The 19,979-nt window shown below is 57.0% G+C and carries 20 protein-coding genes; 6 read left to right on the forward strand and 14 right to left on the reverse strand.

The genetic code is table 11. From position 1 onward, the window contains the following. Positions 1–168: 168 nt before the first annotated feature. The 4 genes from ribA to IPM21_07295 all read right to left on the reverse strand — a co-directional run bounded on the left by ribA (position 169) and on the right by IPM21_07295 (position 4,402). Positions 169–801 (reverse strand): GTP cyclohydrolase II, encoded by a 633-nt coding sequence (gene ribA, locus IPM21_07280; protein ID MBK9163697.1) that lies wholly within the window; start codon positions 799–801, stop codon positions 169–171. A 151-nt stretch (positions 802–952) separates the two neighbouring features. Beyond that, positions 953–1,375, reverse strand: a complete 423-nt coding sequence (locus IPM21_07285; GenBank protein ID MBK9163698.1) for a hypothetical protein — start codon at positions 1,373–1,375, stop codon at positions 953–955. A gap of 102 nt (positions 1,376–1,477) precedes the next feature. Then, positions 1,478–2,506, reverse strand: a complete 1,029-nt coding sequence (locus tag IPM21_07290) for a sigma-70 family RNA polymerase sigma factor (GenBank protein ID MBK9163699.1) — start codon at positions 2,504–2,506, stop codon at positions 1,478–1,480. 42 nt (positions 2,507–2,548) lie between these two features. Beyond that, positions 2,549–4,402 carry an ABC transporter ATP-binding protein gene (locus IPM21_07295; protein MBK9163700.1) on the reverse strand — a complete coding sequence of 618 codons (1,854 nt, stop codon included), beginning with the start codon at positions 4,400–4,402 and terminating at the stop codon, positions 2,549–2,551. A gap of 58 nt (positions 4,403–4,460) precedes the next feature. On the opposite strand from IPM21_07295, the gene IPM21_07300 reads away from it, so the two are divergent. Next, positions 4,461–5,432, forward strand: a complete 972-nt coding sequence (locus IPM21_07300) for a stage II sporulation protein M (protein ID MBK9163701.1) — start codon at positions 4,461–4,463, stop codon at positions 5,430–5,432. A 48-nt stretch (positions 5,433–5,480) separates the two neighbouring features. Here the strand turns inward: IPM21_07300 and IPM21_07305 are convergent, their stop codons facing one another. After that, positions 5,481–6,110 carry an SDR family oxidoreductase gene (locus tag IPM21_07305; GenBank protein MBK9163702.1) on the reverse strand — a complete coding sequence of 210 codons (630 nt, stop codon included), beginning with the start codon at positions 6,108–6,110 and terminating at the stop codon, positions 5,481–5,483. A gap of 21 nt (positions 6,111–6,131) precedes the next feature. Continuing rightward, positions 6,132–7,454, reverse strand: a complete 1,323-nt coding sequence (locus IPM21_07310; protein MBK9163703.1) for a DUF58 domain-containing protein — start codon at positions 7,452–7,454, stop codon at positions 6,132–6,134. Positions 7,455–7,580: 126 nt separating this feature from the next. On the opposite strand from IPM21_07310, the gene IPM21_07315 reads away from it, so the two are divergent. Together IPM21_07315 and IPM21_07320 are read left to right on the forward strand one after the other, a co-directional pair. Next, positions 7,581–8,390: an ion transporter gene (locus IPM21_07315; protein MBK9163704.1), complete on the forward strand. Its 810-nt coding sequence runs from the start codon at positions 7,581–7,583 to the stop codon at positions 8,388–8,390. An 87-nt stretch (positions 8,391–8,477) separates the two neighbouring features. Beyond that, positions 8,478–8,969, forward strand: a complete 492-nt coding sequence (locus IPM21_07320; protein MBK9163705.1) for a hypothetical protein — start codon at positions 8,478–8,480, stop codon at positions 8,967–8,969. A gap of 72 nt (positions 8,970–9,041) precedes the next feature. On the opposite strand, the gene IPM21_07325 is transcribed toward IPM21_07320, so the two are convergent. Together IPM21_07325 and IPM21_07330 are read right to left on the reverse strand one after the other, a co-directional pair. Beyond that, entirely contained in the window at positions 9,042–9,413 is a 372-nt protein-coding gene (locus IPM21_07325; protein MBK9163706.1) for an RNA-binding protein, read from the reverse strand. A 303-nt stretch (positions 9,414–9,716) separates the two neighbouring features. Continuing rightward, entirely contained in the window at positions 9,717–10,499 is a 783-nt protein-coding gene (locus tag IPM21_07330; protein ID MBK9163707.1) for a patatin-like phospholipase family protein, read from the reverse strand. A gap of 185 nt (positions 10,500–10,684) precedes the next feature. On the opposite strand from IPM21_07330, the gene IPM21_07335 reads away from it, so the two are divergent. Beyond that, the gene (locus tag IPM21_07335; GenBank protein ID MBK9163708.1) at positions 10,685–11,950 is read left to right on the forward strand and encodes a S8 family serine peptidase; all 1,266 of its coding nucleotides are present in this window, start codon (positions 10,685–10,687) and stop codon (positions 11,948–11,950) included. Here the strand turns inward: IPM21_07335 and IPM21_07340 are convergent. From IPM21_07340 to IPM21_07365, 6 genes are all read right to left on the reverse strand, one after another. Then, complete coding sequence (locus IPM21_07340; protein ID MBK9163709.1) at positions 11,947–12,765, reverse strand: hypothetical protein; 819 nt, start codon at positions 12,763–12,765, stop codon at positions 11,947–11,949. The genes IPM21_07335 and IPM21_07340 overlap by 4 nt on opposite strands. 106 nt (positions 12,766–12,871) lie before the next feature. Next, entirely contained in the window at positions 12,872–14,215 is a 1,344-nt protein-coding gene (locus IPM21_07345; GenBank protein ID MBK9163710.1) for an ankyrin repeat domain-containing protein, read from the reverse strand. A 160-nt stretch (positions 14,216–14,375) separates the two neighbouring features. Next, entirely contained in the window at positions 14,376–14,924 is a 549-nt protein-coding gene (locus IPM21_07350; GenBank protein ID MBK9163711.1) for a hypothetical protein, read from the reverse strand. A gap of 94 nt (positions 14,925–15,018) precedes the next feature. Further along, positions 15,019–15,747 (reverse strand): hypothetical protein, encoded by a 729-nt coding sequence (locus IPM21_07355; protein ID MBK9163712.1) that lies wholly within the window; start codon positions 15,745–15,747, stop codon positions 15,019–15,021. 60 nt (positions 15,748–15,807) lie between these two features. Then, the gene (locus IPM21_07360; protein ID MBK9163713.1) at positions 15,808–17,964 is read right to left on the reverse strand and encodes an ATP-dependent helicase; all 2,157 of its coding nucleotides are present in this window, start codon (positions 17,962–17,964) and stop codon (positions 15,808–15,810) included. A 56-nt stretch (positions 17,965–18,020) separates the two neighbouring features. Beyond that, positions 18,021–18,758, reverse strand: a complete 738-nt coding sequence (locus IPM21_07365; protein MBK9163714.1) for an SIMPL domain-containing protein — start codon at positions 18,756–18,758, stop codon at positions 18,021–18,023. A 190-nt stretch (positions 18,759–18,948) separates the two neighbouring features. Between IPM21_07365 and IPM21_07370 the strand changes: the two genes are divergently transcribed. Both IPM21_07370 and recR read left to right on the forward strand, forming a co-directional pair. After that, positions 18,949–19,254, forward strand: coding sequence for a YbaB/EbfC family nucleoid-associated protein (locus IPM21_07370; protein ID MBK9163715.1), 306 nt, complete (start codon positions 18,949–18,951; stop codon positions 19,252–19,254). 84 nt (positions 19,255–19,338) lie between these two features. Then, complete coding sequence (gene recR, locus IPM21_07375) at positions 19,339–19,953, forward strand: recombination protein RecR (protein MBK9163716.1); 615 nt, start codon at positions 19,339–19,341, stop codon at positions 19,951–19,953. Positions 19,954–19,979: the final 26 nt, after the last annotated feature.

Here is a 19,979-nt window from a genome sequence, read left to right on the forward strand (position 1 = left end):
ACAGGCTCGAAATACTAACCGTCTTACTACTCCTATTTAATGCAACGAACGTGCCAAACTCTAGACCAGCGTATAAACCGTACAAACAGGGCATTTACACGTATTCGGCAAAAAATGCGACGGCGGAATAATTCAAAAAAATGGATATAATTACGGAATTGTGAACTGCTAGAAATTCAGCAAATGCCCGAGCTTTTCCTTTTTTGTCTTGAGGTAGTGGGCGGCGGGTTCCTGAGTCTCGATCTCGATCGGGATTCGTTCGACTACATTGAGGCCCGCTTCTTCGAGAGCCTCGAGCTTATCAGGGTTATTCGATATGATGCGGACCTTGCAGAGGCCGAGGTCAAAGAGAATTTCGGCACACTGCCGGTAGTTGCGGGCATCGATGGCAAAGCCGAGAGCTTCGTTTGCCTCGACCGTGTCGGCACCTTCGTCTTGGAGTGCGTAAGCCCTGATCTTATTGATAATTCCGATGCCGCGGCCTTCCTGCTGTTGATAGACGATGGCTCCACGGCCTTCGGCCTCGATCATTCGCATTGCCTGTTCGAGCTGCGGTCCGCAATCGCATTTGACCGAGCCGAAGACGTCGCCAGTCAGGCACTGTGAATGTATTCGGACGAGCGTCGGGACATCCGGCCGCATTTCGCCCTTATGGAGTACGACAAACTCCTCGGTGCTGTTGGTCGAACGATAGCCGGAGATAAGGAACTCGCCGAAGGTGGTCGGAAGCTTTGCGGTCGCGACGTGCTCTACGGTCAGCGGCCCCGTTTCGGGCGGGCATTTGGGTTCTGGTTCGGACAAGTAGCAATAACCTCTACGATCACTAAAGTTGCGGCATCGCGATCACACTACGCCGGCGAAACGAAAAGTATTTCACACTTCACGGCCAAAAGAAATAGCCGCTGCCGTATGGTAGCGGCAGCGGCGCGGTGTGGAGGAGTAACCCGTTCCGTTATTTCTCTTCTTCGTCGGAGCTTTCCGTGTCCTTCTCTTCTTTTTCCTTCTGCTCGTCCTCATGATGAGCGAAGACCGCTCCATCGGAGGTTCCGAAGATCTTGGCGAAGAGTCCGCTAAGGACCTCTGAGACCTTTCCGGGTTCGCCAGCAGTTTCAGTTACCATTGCCGGAATTTCGGCGAATGCAGTATCGAGCCGGATAAGTTCGGCAGAAACGTGCAGGCAGAAGCCGCAGTCGCCCATATGGCTGATCACCGGGCCAGCCTCTCGCTCGCTCAGGTTGCCGTCAACGAAAGCGGCGATGGTGTCCTGCTCGATGTGTCCGCCGGCGGGGTTTGTTCCTCTGCGAGTAGCCAGATATCCGCCAAGCAGTGCCTGGATCGCTTCATACTGTGGGTGAATTTTCTCTTCGTTAGCCATTGTTCCGGTTTTCCTCCCGTAACTTAGACGTCACGCTTGGAAATATTTTGCGTAACTTCTGTCGGCACCCGCAAAAAAGTTTTCGATGCCTAAGATGCTACGCTATGTTGCCGACAATTTTGCGAAAAGATCGCCCGAGCCAAGGTCTCGGGTGGCCAATTCCATGCAAATCGCTGATTCCTCGTGGGAAAGACCCTGCGTCGCCGAAAGCTCGTGTTTGAAGTTTTCAAGCACTCGGGCGTAGGACTTCTCAAGCCACCGCATCACTGTCGATTCGTGCGTGCGGCCGCCCGTTTCGCGGGTTTGCGACCGCCGCTGAAACCATCCGCGGAGCGGCGAATCTTCATTCTCCAAAAGCCGTGCGATCTCGCGCAGCTTCAGATTCTCATGGTGGTAATAAAGCAAAAGCAGCCGCTCGTGCGGTTCGAGCGATGCAAAGGCCGCTGAGAGCGATTCTATCGTTGCCTTTCGGTAACGCTTCTCAGCAAGCTGATCAACGGCTTCCTGCTCGCCATCATCAACGCCTGCGAGAAAAGCCGCATGAGCAGCTCCTTCGCCGACGTTTTCCGTCATCTCATCGAGCGAAACTTCGTCTGGGCTCGAGCGATGAAGATCGACCAGCGAATGCCAGACGACAGTCCGGAGCCATCCTCGGATCGAGCCACGACCGCTGTAGGTTGCAAACTTAGAAATGCGTTCGCCATCGACGACCCGCGTCCCGTAAAGCTCTACGTAAACCGTGTCGATCACGTCTTGGGCATCGACTTCGGTCTTGGCAAGGTGGCGGGCAACGCGTTCGAGGTACGGCCGATGTTGCTGGTCAAACTCCCACCAGGCACGCTCGCTGCCGTTCGAGCAGGCGATCGCCATAAACAGGTCATCGGCCTGAAGCTGCTCAATAAAGGCGTTTGCTTCCTCGGCGGTCGGCGGCGATTCTGCGGCCGAGCAGAATCTCTGAAGGCTGCGTTCGACCGAGCCCCGAAACTGCTCATCGGTCACGCCAAAATTCGGCGCGTTTTCATGACAACGGGCATAAAGGTCGCCGATCGAGGGGCCGGCCGCGGCAATGATTTCAGTAAATTGAGAGTCGCCTTCGTGCATCGCCCGAACATTATAGCGGAGCGGCCACAAATAGACTAGTAACTAACAAATACGGCACTTTGCCGCGATCAGTCAGGCGGCGTCCGGCTGCAAATCAGGAGCGAAACCGCCGGAAGAATGGTCGAGGTCAGTTTCGGAATATTGCAGCCGAAACAGCTTCCAATAAAGCCCGCGAATCTTCAGTAGCTCATTGTGGCTTCCCATCTCGCGGAGCTCGCCGTGGTGGAAGACCATGATCCGGTCGCACTTCTGGACGGTCGAGAGCCGATGGGCGACGACCAGCGATGTCCGGCTTTCCATCACGCGTTCGACCGCGATCTGGATAAGCTGCTCGGTCTCGGTGTCGATGGAGCTTGTCGCTTCGTCGAGAACAAGAATACGCGGATCAAAGGCAAGCGCACGGGCAAACGAGACAAGTTGTTTCTGCCCGACCGAAAGCCCCGCACCGCGTTCGCGGATGCCGTGGGCATACCCGCCATCAAGCTCGGAGATGAACGTATCAGCATGAACCTCTTTCGCCGCCCATTTTATGCGATCGTCGTCGATCGCCGGATTGCCGAGGCGAATATTGTCCTCGACCGAACCGCTGAAAAGGAATACGTCTTGTAGTACGACGGCGAAGTTCGACCGCAGATCAGCGAGGTCCCAATCGCGGATATCGACGCCGTCAAGCAAAATGCGGCCCTTCTGAATATCGTAAAACCTCATCAAGAGATTCGTGACGGTCGTTTTGCCCGAACCGGTGTGCCCGACCAATGCGACATTCTCGCCGGGCTCGATGATGAAGCTTACGTCTTTGAGCACCCAATCGTCTTCTTTATAAGCGAACCAGACATTGCGAAATTCAATCCGCCCTTCGGCCTTGCCGGTCTTTTTCGGATTTTCCGGGCTCTTGATGGCGATGTCCAGATCGAGCAGGATGAAGATGCGGTGCGAGGCGACGATGGCCGCCTGAAGTACATTAAATTTGTCTGATAGATCGCGGATCGGCTGGAAAAGCTGGAGCGAGTATTGGATGAACGAGGCAAGAATGCCGACCGTTAATCCCGCCTCTGCCGCGGAGAAGCTCGATATCTGCCCCCACGCAAAGAAAAAGATCACGGCCGCGATGCCGACCGCCCCAATGAAATCGACGAGCGGGTAGAAGACCGAGTAATAATAGATCGTCTCGATGTTCGCCTGCCGATAGTTGTCGTTTATCTTTGCAAATTTTTCCTGCGAGCCTTCCTCGGCGTTCATCAACTGAACTGTCTGCGCACCCGAAGTGTACTCCTGCAAAAACGCGGCAAGCCGGGCGTTGCGGGTTCGGACCTTGTCGAACCCCACGCGGGCATGCTTGCGGAACCAGTTGGTCGCGGTGAAGAGCAGCGGAACGGTAACAAGCGAGACGATCGCGAGCTTCCAGTCAAGCCAAAACATCCAGCCGATGATGGCGATGATGATGACAAGATCGCCGAGCACGTCGATGACGCCGGATGTGAAAAGCTCATTTAGCGCATCGACGTCCGAGGTCAACCGGGTGATGATGCGCCCGACCGGATACCGGTCGAAATATGCTACCTCTTGCCTCTGGAGCTTCGTGTAGATCTGGCTGCGGAGGTCGTACATCACCCTTTGGCCGACGCGGTTGAGCAAGATCTCCTGTAAATAAGAAAAGATGAAGCGGAAAAGAAAAACGCCGAAAAATGCGAGGGCGAAGAGCCAGATACCGTCGGTCGTCCGCGGCGTGATGTAGCTATCGACCGCGACCTTTGTGAAGAAAGGCTGGGTGCTGATCAACGCATTCGTTAGGAATGTCAGCACCAACGCAAGCGCCGCCAGGTGCCAGTAAGGCCGAAGATACCCGAGCAGCCGCTTGACGATGCGAAGATCGTAGGTCTTCCCGATGGCCTCTTCTTCGTGATATTTGGTTACTTCGGTTGACACGGTCTTTACCCGATTCTAGTTTGGTAAAAGCATTTGCGCCAATTTAGAATGCAGAAACGTGAACCGCTTTATTGACGAAAATAAGGATAATTGGCGGCGGCTTGAGGACCTGCTCGGGATGCTTCAGGGCTCGGGACTTCGGGGGCTTTCAAAGCTCGAGGTGCGCGAGTTTGGCGAGCTTTATCGCCGGGCGGCGGCGGACCTTGCGATAGCCCGTGCGGAGACGCGCGATCCGAAGGTCATCAATTACCTTAATAGCCTCGTCGTCCGTGCCCATGGCCGCATCTACCGGGCCGAGGGCGGTGCGGTCGGCATCTTCAAGCGCTATTTTCGCCGCGATCTTCCGGCGGCGTTTCGCTCCGTTCTGCCATTTTCGGCATTTTCGTTTTTTCTGTTCATGTTCTTTGTCGTCGCGGCCTTTGTGCTCGCTTTTCGTGATCCTGACTTCACCAATCTGCTCGGATTAGCCGATGTAGAAACAATGGCTGCCTCAAATAACCGCTGGTGGCTTTCGCTGAATGAAGCGAATCAGGTCGGGTCTTCAGCGATATTGACGAACAACATTCGTGTCGCATTTTTCGCGTTTGGGCTCGGGGCTTTTTTTGGTATCGGGACGATCTACGTTCTTGTTTTTAACGCACTCTTGATCGGCGGCGTGCTCGGCACATGTTATCGCGTTGACCCGAACTTCGGTGCGGGGCTTGCAAACTTCATGGTCGCCCATGGCGTCGTCGAGTTGATGTGCATCTTCATCGCCGCCGGAGCCGGGCTGTCGATCGGCTATGCCATTCTCGTTCCGGGCGACCTGACGCGGGCCGAGGCGTTGAAGAAGCGAGGTGTCGAGGCGGCAAGGATCGTCATCGGCATCGCTCTTTTCCTCTTTGTGGCGGGTGTTATCGAAGGCTTCATCTCACCCTCCGACCTGCCGGTCCCTGCAAAGATCGCAACCGGAGTCCTGACCGGAACTCTTATGCTGCTTTATCTCGGGTTCGTCGGGCTGAAGCCGGTAGCCGAAGCGGTCGAAAACTAAACGCCCCTCGTTGGTCAAAGCTCGAAGTTGTTCAGCGCCTGACTCCCTTCACATTGAAATGCCGGGAGTTTTCCGCAGATAAGTACCATCGGAAAGTTGGCGAAGCATGAACTCAGCAACATCAGCCCGCGAGACCCGGGTTGCCGGATGTTGGTTATCGATGGCGTCGCCGTGGCGGTACTTTCCTGTGCGGCGGCCGTTCGTTAGGCCGCCCGGGCGGACGAGCGTCCATTCCAGCGAGCTATCAAAAATATATCTTTCCTGGACCTCTTTATCTTCGAGGATATTCTTGATCACAAGCGGAACAAAGATGTACTTCGCAAACCATGTGAGGTGATCCTTGCTATCACCGACGCCGACCGATGATTCGAAGATCAGCCGCTTCGGCCCGAGCCGCTCCATTACATCGATGATGTTCTTTGTGCCCTCAGAAAGCTCGTCGCTCTTGCCGAGTCCGGGCGAACCTAAAGCAGAGAGTACCGCGTCGTGGCCCGGAAGGGCCGCTTCAAGCGAAGCCTTGTCCAAAATATTGCCGCGAGCCACACTCAACCGCGCGTTCTCGATTTTGAGCTTTTCAGGGTCGCGGACAAAGGCCGTGACATCGTGCCCGGCCTCAAGCGCCTGTGCAACAAGCTCCCGTCCCGTCAACCCGGATGCACCCAGAATTATCAATTGCATAGAAAATCCTCAGTATTAGTATCAAAGTAGGCCGCGTTCCTTTACTCGCAGATAACTTTCGAGCAGCCTTGGGCCGAGGGTTTGGGTGGTTACGTCGAGTGCGAGTCCGCCGAGCGATTCTACGAGCCTGAGAGCGGATTCGCGTTGGTGTATTATCTCTTCGGCGGCGGATTGCAGAAAGACCTCGCGGATCTCTTCCGGCTTTGCAGAGACCATCGCGTTCAGGTCGCGGTCGCCGATCGTTGCGACGAGCGGCAGGTGTCTCGGCCGGAGCAGCCGCAGGGAATTGATCAGCTCACGCGAACTGTCCTTATCGACCACGTCTGTCAGGATAACGACGAACGCACGCTTTTTGAGGTTTGAGGCGATGAACTGAAAAGCCCGGGCGTATGAGGGCTCGATGAGTTCCGGCTCCATGTCGTGCAGAGCCTCTAGCACCGCGTCCATGTGCTCAACTCCACGCTTCGGCGGCAGATATTTGCGAACACGCCGGCCGAAGACGACGATGCCTGCGTTGTCTCCGCCGCGTGCACAGGCGGACATCAGTGCGAGGGTTGCGTGGATCGCTGTGTCAAACTTCGTCTCGCCATCGATGCGGCCTGTCATCATTCGCCCGGCGTCGATGGCGATCATCACCGTTTGGTCGCGTTCGATCTGATACTGCCGCGTCGTCAGCTTTGAACGCCGGGCCGTTGCTGTCCACGAGATATGCCGCAGCTCATCGCCGCGGACGTAATCGCGCATTGATTCAAACTCGCGACCCTCACCGCGACGGGTCGAGCGCCGCTGAACAGCGATGAACGATTGATTCCCGAGGGCCTTCAACTCTATCTCGCGGGCACGCCGCATATTTGGGTAAACCTTTATGGCCTCCGGTTCGCCGATCTCCGCCTGGCTCCAAACGAGGCCCAACGTTGATCGAAACCGAGCCGCGATCCGTCCAAATTCGTAACGGCCACGCCGCGTCGGCCGAAGCCGGTATGAGAACTCTGCTTGTCGCTTTCCCGGTAACTCAAACTCGCTCTCGCGCGGATCGAGCACTTCAAGTCCGGGCGGATACTCGTCCTTTATCCTGATCAGGATGTCGCGTGTTCCCGTATTCTCGAGTAAAAGCCGCACCTCGTTGGCATTGCCGATAGCGAAACGCACCGGAAACTCACGCACGGCCGCAACGTCATCGATCCGCTTTCGGCTCAGGAAATGATCGGCGACGGCTGCGGTTATCAGCAGGATGTTGTAGGCAAGTGCAACCCATCGCAGGAACGGGAAGTTCCACGAAAGCGAGAGCGGGACAAGGCTGAGCACCGCGAGGAAGTAAAATCGTCCGGAGAAGACAAATCGCATCGGTTCGTCGGATTATACCATTGACGGAGCTGCTTGCCGCAAAATTAGCCCGAGCCCACAACCTTTGCTACCATCCTCGTTAAACGCTTGGTCCGGCATGTTTCAAAAAGGGCCGCCAAAACACAGATGCTCGAACAACTTAAGCGAAAGATCTACGATGTCCTGGTAGAGACTGATGATGGGGAAACGATAGACCGCATCGTTGCGGTCCTGTTAATGATCCTCATTTTCCTGAATGTGATCGCTGTCGTGATCGAGTCGGTCGAGTCGGTCGCCGTTCGCTATGCCGGTTTTTTCTTCGCATTCGAGCTCTTTTCCGTCGCGGTTTTCTCGGTGGAGTATTTGCTCCGCCTTTGGATCGCTCCGCTCGACCCGCGCTACGCGGGTGCGGTCCGCGGCCGCCTTCGGTATGCATTGACGCCGATGGCTGTCATCGATCTGCTGGCGATCCTCCCGGCGTTCCTGCCGCTGTTCATGGCGGTAGATCTCCGGATGATGCGCGTCCTTCGCCTTTTCCGGCTTTTTCGGTTGCTCAAACTTGGCCGATACGTCGATTCGCTCGATGCTCTCAGCCGCGTGGTTAGGGCAAAGCAGGAAGTCCTGCTCGTTTCGACAACGATGATCGTCATCCTCCTGCTTTTCGCCGGGAGCCTGATGTATGCCGCCGAAAATGAAGCTCAGCCCGATAAGTTCTCCGACATTCCTTCGGCACTTTGGTGGGGCATCGCGACCCTTACGACCGTTGGCTACGGCGATGTTTTCCCTGTTACGCCCATCGGCAAGGTGCTTGGCGGAGTGATCGCATTTCTCGGCATCGGAATGTTCGCACTCCCGGCCGGCATTCTGGCAAGTGGCTTTGCCGAAGAGGTCGAGAGCCGACGAGCGAAGTCGCGAGCCGAGGGCACCTGCCCGCACTGCGGTGAGCCTCTAGAATAGGTTCCGAGAATCACACAGAACAAAGCAACCATTTCCGCCCGTCGCGGCACTAAGAGTGCATTGACCTGATCGGAGCCGTGCCGAAATATGCGTAGAGTCTTGCTTCTCCTAATGTTATTGCTTTGCCCGGTGGCTGCCGAGGCTCAATCTGAGCCGATCACGGGCGCCGTTGCGGACGCGTTTTTGGCGTTAGCGAATGGCGACGACGGGCCCGGTGAGGAATCTGCCGAGTTTAAGACGACCGATAATCCGATCTACTGCGTTGTGAACCTAAGCGGCACCGACCCGCAGACCGTTCGGATGAAGCTTGTTGCCGTCCGCGTCGCCGGGCTTCGTGAGGGCTCGCAGATAGTTTCGACCAGCTATACGACCAAGGACGGCGAAAACATCGTTCAGTTTACCGGTGGGCCGAGCAAGGTCTGGTTTGTTGGGAAATATCGAGCGGAGATCTTTGTTGACGATAAGCTGGAAAAGACGCTTGAGTTTGACGTAAAGGGCCCTGCCGCCGTTCCATCATCCGCGTTTACCGAAAAGCCGAAACAGCCACCCGCTCCACGAAGGCCGCAGCGAAAGAATTAACGCACCCAAAGCAAAAGTAAAAGGGCCGCCCGCGAAGGCAGCCCTTTTCTAGTTCAGTTTCGTTTCCGGAACTTACCAGCGGTTACGTCCGCCGCCACCGCCGCCGCCGAAGCCGCCGCTGTCACGGCCATAGCCGCCGCCACCGCCGCCGCCACGGTTTCCACCGCGTCCGCCGCCGCCACCGCCGCCAAAGCCGCGATTTTCGCGGGGCTTAGCTTCGTTGACTTTCAGCTCGCGTCCGTTGTGCTCGGTTCCGTTAAGTTCCGTGATGGCCTTTTCGCCGTCTTCTTTGGTCGCCATTTCGACGAAACCAAATCCGCGCGAGCGGCCTGTGTCACGATCTTCAACTACTGTCGCTGATTCGACGGTTCCAATGCCTGAAAAGAGTTCCTGGAGATCAAAGCTCGAGGTCTGGAAGGAAAGATTTCCTACGTAAAGTTTCATTCTAAAAATTCATCCTTTGTCGCGCCATCCGACGGACAATTCAAGAGAAGCGTTAAGATAACGAAGGGTACTTTGGAGTAACGGCCTGCCCGCAAAGAATCGTATCTGGTTGCTCAAGAGCTACTTCTCAGCCTATCAACATAACCCGCTCTCGAACTTCCAAACGCCGTCGAACAAAACCTTATCGTATCGGGGCGCATCACCGTTGATGCGCGAGAGTAGGACCAACACTGCTAATAATGACGACGAACAATGCGTATAGCAAGCGGGTAAAGACGATTTTATGCCGGTTTGCTTACTGGCTCATGATCCGGCCATCGCGAGGATCTCCTCGAGTTTTTCCTCAGCCGCCGCCTCGCCGAGCTCGATCAGCTCATCGGCGCGCTTTATCTCATCGGGGCGGATGTGGGCGATCGCGGGTTCGATGATGATGTCAGCCCGGTAGTGGTGGCTTTTTGAGGAGTTGCGGATCATCATCATCGCGGCCTGAATAAACGTACCGACAAGCGTATTCGGTGTGCCGGCATCGACCGAGCCGCAGGTCAGCAGGTCAACGGCTATGACCTTATCGGCACCAAGTTTCCTGACGGCCCGCGTCGGCATCGGCGAGGCAATGCCACCATCGATCAGCACTTTTCCGTCAGTGCCGATAACCGGCACGAAAACGCCCGGTATCGCACAGCTTGCCCTTACGGCCTCCGCAACATTTCCCTCATCGCGAAAAACGACCTCCTTTCCGGTCGCGAGGTCGCAGGCAACGATCGCCAGCGGTATCTCAAGTTCCTCAAACCGTGTCAGCGGAAAATTATTCTCGATAAAGCGGCCAAGCGGTTCATTGGTCAGCAGTCCCTTGGGCGAATAAGAAAACGCGGAAACGTCGAACCAACCGAGCTTTCGGCTAAACTTGATTATGTCGTCGGCCTTAAGCCCGGCCGCGATGGCCGCACCGACGATCGAACCTGCGGAGCATCCCGCCGCCATGTCGATCTGGATCCCGGCACGCTCAAGCACCCGGAGCACGCCGAGATGTGAGTATCCGCGTGCACCGCCGCCCGAAAGAGCAAGGCCGATCTTCTTTCTTTCCATAAAGGTAAACGCAGGGAAGCGAACACTTTGATTTTACCGACCCTTTGTGGAAAACTTAAGCCTCGACGAACGTGAAACCTCAAGAAACCTTCTCATTTACGCGACATAAAACCAGTGCAGATATGGCCGCGGGCGAAAGCGTCTGCCCGGTATGTTCGCGTGAGACGCTCGATGAGTTCGTCCCGATGCGCGTGCTTGAGGACGATTTCCAAAGTCTGATCGCGGCCAACGCTCCGGATACTGCAGAGTTTAGAGCGATCTGTTCGCGGTGTCTTCGGCTTTTTGAGAAGGCGAAGGACCAAATAGTTCAGGATGCCGCAGTTCAGAAGGACGGCTCGCACGTCCTTTCAACGCCGCTCCGGCTCGATGCCGACGAACGCTTCACCGGCCGCGGCGTGACCATCGCCTTTCTCGACTCGGGCTTTTATCCGCACGTTGATCTGACGACCCCGCGGAACCGCATCGTCGGCTATCGCGACCTTCTCCGGGCCGATGGCGACCTCAGCTCGCTCTTTCAGCCGGACGTTGCAAGCTGGCACGGAATGATGACCTCGGTCGTCGCCGCCGGCAACGGCTCGCTCTCGAACGGCTTTTACCGCGGGCTTGCTCCGGAATCGGACGTGGTGCTTATCAAGCTGGCGCGGACCGGCCGCATCACCGACCAGAATATTCTCGATGGGCTCGAGTGGGTGTTTGAGAACCGCGAGCGTCACCGCATCCGTGTCGTCAATATCTCGGCCGGCGGCGATGACGAGCAGCACTACCTTTCCGACCCGCTTTCGCAGGCGGTGGAGCACTGCACGGCCGCGGGCATAACGGTCGTTTGTGCAGTGGGGAATGCCGGCCACTTGCCGAACCATCCGGTCGTGCCGCCGGCGAGCGCGCCTTCGGCGATAGCGGTCGGCGGCCTGGATGATAAGAATTCGATGAACCGTGCCAAACGCGGAATGTATCGCTCGTCATACGGCCCGACGGTCGACGGCCTCCAGAAACCCGAGGTGATCGCGCCTTCGATCTGGGTGCCGGCACCGATACTTCCGAACACGCCGACCGCCCAACAGGCATCTTTTCTCGAAAGGCTCGATAAAAGCGAAGACTCGGAGCTTCACCAGATCGTCCGCGACCATCCTGGCGTCGACGCCGAGCTCGATGCCGCTCTCGACCGGCCGATTCATACCATCCGCCAGATCATCACGCTCAAGCTCCAGCAGGAGAATGTGATCACCAAGCACTACAAGTACGTTGACGGCACGTCGTTCTCCGCACCGATCGTTTCGTCGCTTGTCGCGCAGATGATCGAGGCAAACCCGAACCTCTCGCCCCAACAGATCAAGCGCATCCTGATCACAACGGCAGAACGGCTGCCGCACTACGAAGTTGACCGCCAGGGATGGGGTGTTATCGATCCCAGGCGGTCGGTCGAAGCTGCTCTGAACTTCACTGAAAATTAATTGTCGCGGTCAGGCGTCGGCGTTCGCCGCGGGGTCGGGCTTGAGCCCGGGCGTATCACCGTCGGCGAAAGCACCGGTGCCGGAGTTCTTCCCGGCGTAGGTGTCCTTACCGGAGTGGCCGTAGCTGTCGGACGCGGCGTTGCGTCGTCGTCCGGGCCCGCGGTCGGCGTCGGGCTCGGAGTTGCCGTAGCCGTGGGGCTTGGCGTCGGCGTTGGAGTCGGCGTTCGCAAATTGGCGTTGGTGTTGGTGTTTGTATTTGTATTTGCCGGGCGGTTGGCGTTGATATTGACGTTCCAGTCAAAGAAGTCGCCCATGCCGGTGTTCGTATTGACGTTGGTGTCCACGTTCGCAAAGTTCGCATTTACGTTCGTGTTCGCATCACTTCCGCCGCGGGTCAGCAGCCAAAAGCCGCCCGCTCCGAGTCCGACCAAAGCCAAAGTCGCGATCATCGTTAGCATTACAACCACCGCAGTGCTCGGGCCTTTCGGGGGCGCTTGAAACTGCGATGCTGCAGGAGCCGCTGCTCGTGCAGGCGGCGGTGTGGTCGGGACAATTATCTTCGGCGGCGGAGCGGGCTCGTCTTCAAAATTGTCATCGTCAAAGCCCGGCGGCGGAGTTGGCGGTGCGATGTCCCGCTTTTTGCGGATGACGGTCACTTCGCCGGGATCGTCTTCATCGGGCGGCGTCCCGAGATCCTGGCTCGGCATCTCGATAAACTTCGGTTCGGCCTCATCGACGAGCGGCGAACCGTCCTTCATACAAAAACGCAAGATCTCTTCGTCGTAGCGGGTATTGCACGTCGGGCAATATTTCATAAGCGGGTTCGTGCCGCTGGACCGCGGCCTTCGTGACTTTCAGGAATATTACCACGTAAACCGCATCGCCCGGAATCCGCCCGCGTTGAGAAGCGAAACGCCGCCCTTAATTGTCCTCGCCGTCGTCGTCCGCTTCCTCGTCTTCTTTGGCAAATCGGTTCGGCATCGAGCGGGTTGCCCCGAGGCTTATGAGATATGCCTCGACCGCTTCATCTGCAACCTGGTCGAGCAAATTCTCGCCTTCCTTATCAATAATGTGAATGTCCGATCCGGCTTCGACCAGCATCCGAACCTTTTCGAGATCGTCGTCAAAGGCGGCGTGCATCAGAGCCGTCCAGCCGTTATCGTCCTTTGCACGGACGTCGGCTCCAGCATCGAGCAGCAGCTTCACCGCGTCAGCGTCCAGATCCTCGGCGGCACGCAGCAGGGGCGTTCGACCGCTCCGGTTTGCGGCGTTCACATCCGCACGATTTTCGAGCAGCAACTTTATGAGTTCCGGCGGCGTGTCGTCATCGATGCGGAAAAGCACGTTCTCGCCATTCTCGTTTCGGTGATCGGCATTTGCGCCAAAGAGTATCAGCCTTCGCACGATCCCCGTGTTTCCGGTCCGGACGGCAATGAAAAGCGGCGTCGAACCGTCGGACTCCTGCTCATCAGCGAATACGCCACGGGCGAGAAGGTCGCCGACCAACTCGAGATCGTCATCATCGACCGCCCTCGCGAGCTCATTTTCGATCTCGATCTCAACTTCCGACGAAATAGCTACTGCTCCTGTTAACACGAACTGCTGGATCGAAAGAGTTAAGGGCTGAATTCGTTCCGTGCCAGTGCCGATCACAATGTTATTCATCTGAAGCGCCATGAATCCATCGGATCGTGCCTCGATCGAGTACGTCCCGTCCGGAAGAGCCTCGAATCTATACGTGCCGTCATAGCCGGAAAGGACTGCCTTGATCTCATCCCCCTCGCCGTCCAGCAATCGCACCGAAGCACCCGGAATGACGGCGCCTGCCGGGTCTGTGACCGTTCCCCAGATGACCGCCGTTCCGGTTCCCGCCGGCAACTCTTTATCAATATTGATGGCGATTGCCGTGTCAGTTTGTTGCGGCGTCGTACGCGTTCCGCCCTGGGCATAGCTCATCGCAGAAAGGCTGAGCGTCGCTCCGACCACGCCCGCGGCGAGTGCCGGTGCACGGCGAGCGATCTGGTAAAGCCGGCCGGCAATGACCGGCTCTTTTGTCACCGGGTGCTCGATGTAGCGGATGCAAATATTGCCCCGCGAACGCTTTACGAGCCGAAGAGCTTCCTTTGGTGACATTGCCGAGATGTCGTTGACGCTCTTCGCACAATGGCCGCAGAAACGCACACGGTCGTTTCCGAACATCTCGTTCCAGTTCTCGCTGCAGGGCTCTGCTACTCGCAGCTTTCGGAGCTTCTCAAATTTAGACATAGGAATACCCTCCACATCGCATTTCGAGGAATGCGTATGACCACAAAGTTAGACAAGTTTTTCTGAGTTTTGTTCCCGCCGTCCGGTACGGCGTATTCGCGATGAACCGTTAGTGCCGCGGCCCGCGGATTTGGTTGCTTTGGCGGGCAAAAATTATTATCTAGCCATCACCTTGAAATTCGCCGCGAATGTAGCTGTGATATTGCGGACTTGAGAGCAGAGTCCCTTGCAGCTCTTGCATTATCTCAGAATCCGGCTCGCCGTCTCGGACGATCGAATCAACAAGAAGGACGCCCAGATAAGGCTGGCCTAGCTCATCAAGCCGTGAGCGGTGGAAACCGGAATTGCGCAGGTAATAACCTTGAGCGATATAGGCAGCAGTTTCGTTATCGAGCCAAGGCAGGCGTGAGCGGGCAAGATCGAAGGCGGCGTGGACCGCCTCATGAACGAGAAGAGCGTTGTATGCCCTCGACCATTCCTGTCCGCGGGCTACGCGAAAAACGTTGCTACGTGCGTTGTACTGCGCCGTGCCGGGCGGCACTCCGCCTTCGGAGACAGAAATTCTATCCGAGCGGATCGCGTCCGCTACGCGAATAAAGCTCGACGGCTTGACCTCAATGTTCAAGCCCGTCGAGCCGCTGAAAGAGAAACTGATCCGGCTCGTTTGCCGGTCGGTCAAGACCTGAAGCATCTGGCTCTGCAATGACATGTTGTCCGCCTCCTATCTCGCTGACGATTTTAGGGGCAACATTTTGTCATAATTTCTGAACCGAGGGAAGACTTTTTTTCTTCCGCATCTCCGCTTACAGGTAAGAGGCAATCCAAGCTACGAAGCCGAGCCACGGTTCCGGATTTGCGATCAGCGGACGGAGCGGAACCGCCGCGACTATCACCGCAACGCCCGCGGCGAAAACGCGATTGACCTTGCCGTGCTTTACCGAGTGCCAGATAAGTGCCGCCGTCGCCATCAGGGCAGGCACGCCAAACGCCCAGATGTTCGCGTACTCGGGCGGCACAACAGGCATCCGGAAAAGGGCCGCCGGTAGAAAGGCGATCGCCGTCAGGAACATCATGCTCTTGTGCTCTGCGGGCCGCTTGCGGAAATAGATCGCCGTCGCAAAGAGCCCGGCGAAGATCGCCATATCGCTCACCGGCAGGAAAAAGAAAGCGTGCGGGTTCGCTCCCGGAGGTGCCGCACTGCGGACCAGCTGGGCATCGACCGCAGTCGCGAGACCGACGACAATAACTAGCACCGCAAGAGCAACGCCGATCATTCCCGTCGTCATATGAAGCTTGACGTTGCGAGTTCGGATGAGCGCCGTCTGCATCACAAAGTAAAGCACCCAGGCGGACATTATTATGCCGTGTGCGTGGACAAGAGCATTCGCGACCGCCGGCACATCGAACAGGAAGCTGAAATAATACGACTTGAAATAGCCGATAAGGACAATTAGCGGAAAGCCGATCGCCGTCGCAAGGTGCAGCTTTCGCTCCGCCAGCCGTGGACTCAAAACTGAAACATTCGCAGCCATAAAAACTCTCCCGCAAACTTACGCGAAAGACGTGGCCGGGAAATATCAGCGGAGCTTATTTCAATTGAGGAACTCGGTAACGGGTGGCTCGGCGAAAACCGGAGCGTCGAACGCGGGCTGCTCTTCTTCAAGGTCCCAGACCTCAAAAAGTTCCGCCGGGCATTCGGTGATGAAACGCGAAGGTTTTTGGAGCACGGTCTGCCGGTTGTAGTCGGTCATCAGCAGCGGATAGGTCAGATAAAGCTCGTCCTTTGCCCGCGTCAGGGCGACGTACCAGAGCCGGCGTTCTTCCTCTTCGGCGTCGATCTCGCGGAGCGATTTGGGCGAGGGGAATTTGCCCTCGGCCGCCCAAATGATGAACACCGCTTTCCACTCAAGGCCCTTTGCCTGATGGACGCTGGTGAGCGTCAGCAACTCGTCGTCCTCGCCGCCCTCGACCACCTCTTCACCGACGATCGGCTGCGGCTCCTTGAACCGCTCGGTCGCGAGCAGGGCAAGTTCGGAGAGCAATCCTTCGGTCGATTCATATCGCTGGCCAAACTGCGCCAGGCCGCGGATGTCTTCGCTCCGGGCCTCGGCGTTCTCAAAATTTTCGAGCAGATACTGCTCGTAACCATTCCCAAAGATATGCGTGATCTGGCGCGCCGGCCGGTCGCGGAATTCGTCGGAGACGAGGGTTTCGAGGAGCTTTATCAGGTCTTCAAGCCCGCGGCGTGCTCCGCGCGATGCGTTGGTCGATGCCTTTAGCCGAGAAATCGCGGTGACGATTAGCCCCGCCGTCAGCGTAGGCGAGTCATCCGAAAATACAGGTGGCTGTAATTGAACGAACTGGCCGCCCGCTAACGCAGGCGGTTCTGACAGGCTGATCGCCTCGAAGACTCGGTTGGCCGTTACGTTGCCGACGCCCGGTATCAGTTTCAAGATGCGTTTCCATGCAAGCTCGTCACGCGGGTTGATCAGCACGCGGAGATAGGAGACGACGTCCTTTATGTGAGCCTGCTCGAAGAACCGGACGCCGGATTGCACCCGATAGGGAATGTTCCGCCGCGAGAGTTCGAGTTGGAGTTCGATCGAGTGATAGTGCGAGCGGTAAAGAACGGCCATTTCCTCGAGGCTCGTGCCCTCATCGCGAAGTTCGAGTATCCGTGAGGCGACGAATGCCGACTGCTGCTCGACGTCAGAGCAGGGCACAAGCGCAGGCTTGAAGTCCCGCGATCGCTTAACGGCCTTAAGCATTTTCGGGAACTGCCGACGGTTCGCTGCTATGGACGTATTTGCAAGGCCGAGTATCTCAGGCGTTGACCGGTAGTTCGTTTCGAGCTTGAAGAGCTGTGCCTCGGGGTAACGCTTTGGGAATTCGTAGATGTTCGTGAATTCCGCTCCCCGCCATGCAAAGATCGACTGGGCATCGTCGCCGACGACCATCACGTTGCGGTGCTTTACCGCCAGCAGGTCGATGATCTCGGCCTGCAGCCGGTTCGTGTCCTGATATTCATCGACGAGGATGTGCTGAAACTGCTCGGCGTAAAGCTCGGCGATCTCGCGTTTTTCGACCAGTAGCTGTTTGAGCTTGAGCAGCAGATCGTCGTAGTCCATCAGGTTCCGCTCGTGCTTGCGGGCCTGATAAACGGCATCTACGCGTTTGATCTGCGAGGTCAGCATCTCAAAATACGGGTACTTTCCCGCGATCACATTCTCAAGCGGCAGGTCCGTGTTGTTGGCGTAGCTGATGATGTCCTGGATGACCTCGGCCTTTGGGAAACGCTTTGTTTTCGTGTCGATGGCGGCTTCGTCGATGCAGACGTTGATAAGGTCCTTGGCGTCTTCGCTATCGAGTATCGAATAGTTCGCGTCGTAGCCGAGCGAAGAGGCGTGTCGGCGGAGAATGAGGTTGGCGATGCGGTGAAACGTCCCGCCCCAAACGCGGTGGACGTTTTGCGAACCTGTTAAGGCCTCGACCCGGCGGAGCATTTCACGCGACGCCCGGTTCGTAAAGGTCGCAAGCAATATCCGCTGCGGCGAAACGCCCTGCTCAAGCAAATACGCCACGCGATATGTTATCGCCCGCGTCTTGCCCGTCCCGGCCCCCGCAACCACCAGCGTAGCCTTCGGCTGAGCCGTCACCACCGCAAACTGCTCCTCATTCAGCTCGCTCTTGTACCGAGTAAGCCGCTCCGGCAGGGAACTCGCGTCCCGCTTGATAACATAGCGTGCCATAAATCTCGTTTCATTTATAGCACGCTATGCCGAGAGTTAGAAGTCTGTTTACGGGATCAATCGACCTCGAAGCTTACGTTGACGACAGCGGTCATGTCCTTTTCTATGGTCGAGGTGTCGTACATTCCATAGTCTGAGACCTCGGTCGAGTCGGCGGCGGTTATCTGGAGCACGCCCATCTTTGCCGAGCGGACGGAGCCGATGGAGTTGCCGGTCGATTGTGCGATCCGCTCGGCGCGTTCCTTGGCGTCCTTGGCGGCCTCGCCGAGCATTTCTATCTTCAAGTCGCCGATCTTCGTGTAGTAATACTGCGGCGTCTTTGATTCGATAAGAATGCCCTGGTTGATAAGCTCCGTTGCCTCGCGGGCGATCTGGGCGATCTTTTGCACATCGTTGGACCGAACCTCGATCTGTTGCGAGAGGGTGTAGCCGGTTATCTCGCCGGTGTCGTTTCCTTCCGAGTCGCGGCGTTTGAGCGTATTGGTCGAGATGGCCGAAACGGTCATCTGGTCCTCAGCGATGCCCTTTTGCAAGAGATACTGCTTGATCCGCGGAATGTTGTCGGCAAGCTGGCGATAGGCATCGGCGAGCTGCGGCGACTGGGCCGCAATGCCGGCGTTCCATAAAACAAGGTCCGACGTGATTCGCTTTTTGGCGGACCCGGTAACGGTTATCGCCTCGTCGCCGCGTTTCGCCGCGGAATAGAACCAGCCGAAGATCAAGGCGGAGAGCACCATCGCGATCGCGATGGCCAGTCCGCCATTTTGCCAGATCGGAGATCTCATTTCACTCATATATTTACTCCTGCCGCAGGGCAAGCGGCGGCAATGCAGGTGCGCGTTCGACGAGATGACGATATACCCGTCGGGCTCGCGTGTCAATGAAAAGTTTCCGCCGCGTCCATCGCCGAGGTGTTTGCAAATGCTGACCTCGGCGGTTACGATTGCGGTTAAAGAAAATTCTCTTTAAAGGGGCGACAAAACGATGAAATTTCCGGGTGGAATGGACATAAATTCAATGATGAAGCAGGCTCAGCAGATGCAGGAAGAGATGAGCCGGCAGATGAAAGAGACGGTCGTCGAGGCCTCGGCCGGCGGCGGAGCCGTCGCGGTAAAGATGCGTGGTGATTTTCAGGTTGTTGAAATGACGATCTCGCCCGATCTGGTCAAAGACGGCGACGTGGAGATGCTCCAGGACCTCGCGGTCGCCGCTCTCGGCGAAGCCCACCGCAAGGTCGAAGAATCGCTCAAGGGCAAGCTCGGCGGAATGCTGCCACCGGGTTTGATGTAGGTTTGGATCTAGTTCGGAGTACCGCCTTCAGGCGGCCTCCTTACGTATTTCAGGAAGCCGGCTAAAGCCGGAACTCCGAACACAATGTTGGATTATTCAGAGCCTGTCGCTCGGCTTATCGACGAATTCAAACGCCTGCCGGGCGTTGGTGGCAAGTCCGCTCAGCGGCTGGCGTTCTATATTCTCCGCCGGCCGCAGAGCGAGGTCGATAACTTCATCGAGGCGCTTCGCGAGGTAAAAGAGAAGATCGTTTTTTGTTCGGTTTGCAACAACCTTACCGACGTCGATCCATGCCTTTATTGTGCCAATCCGAAACGCGACCGCTCGGTCATCTGCATTCTTGAAGAGCCGTACAACCTGCTGGCGATCGAGAAAACCCGTTCATTCAAGGGGCTTTATCACGTGCTCCATGGCTCGCTTTCGCCGATCCGCGGCATCGGCCCGGATGAGCTTTTGATCGCCAATCTCCTGCCGCGTCTGCTTCCGGCAAATAACGAGGGCGTTGAGGTAACCGAGGTCATTCTCGCCACCAATCCTACGACCGAAGGCGAGGCGACGGCGAACTATATCGCCCGTCTGCTCAAGCCGCTCGGCGTCCGCGTCACGCGCATCGCGATGGGAATGCCGGTCGGCAGCGACCTTGAATACGTTGACGAGGTCACCATGGACAAGGCACTCTCGAACCGCCACGAGATCTAGCCGCACCGCACGCCCCGAGGATTTTC

The sequence above is a fragment of the Acidobacteriota bacterium genome, from assembly GCA_016716435.1.
Classification (GTDB): Bacteria; Acidobacteriota; Blastocatellia; order Pyrinomonadales; family Pyrinomonadaceae; genus OLB17.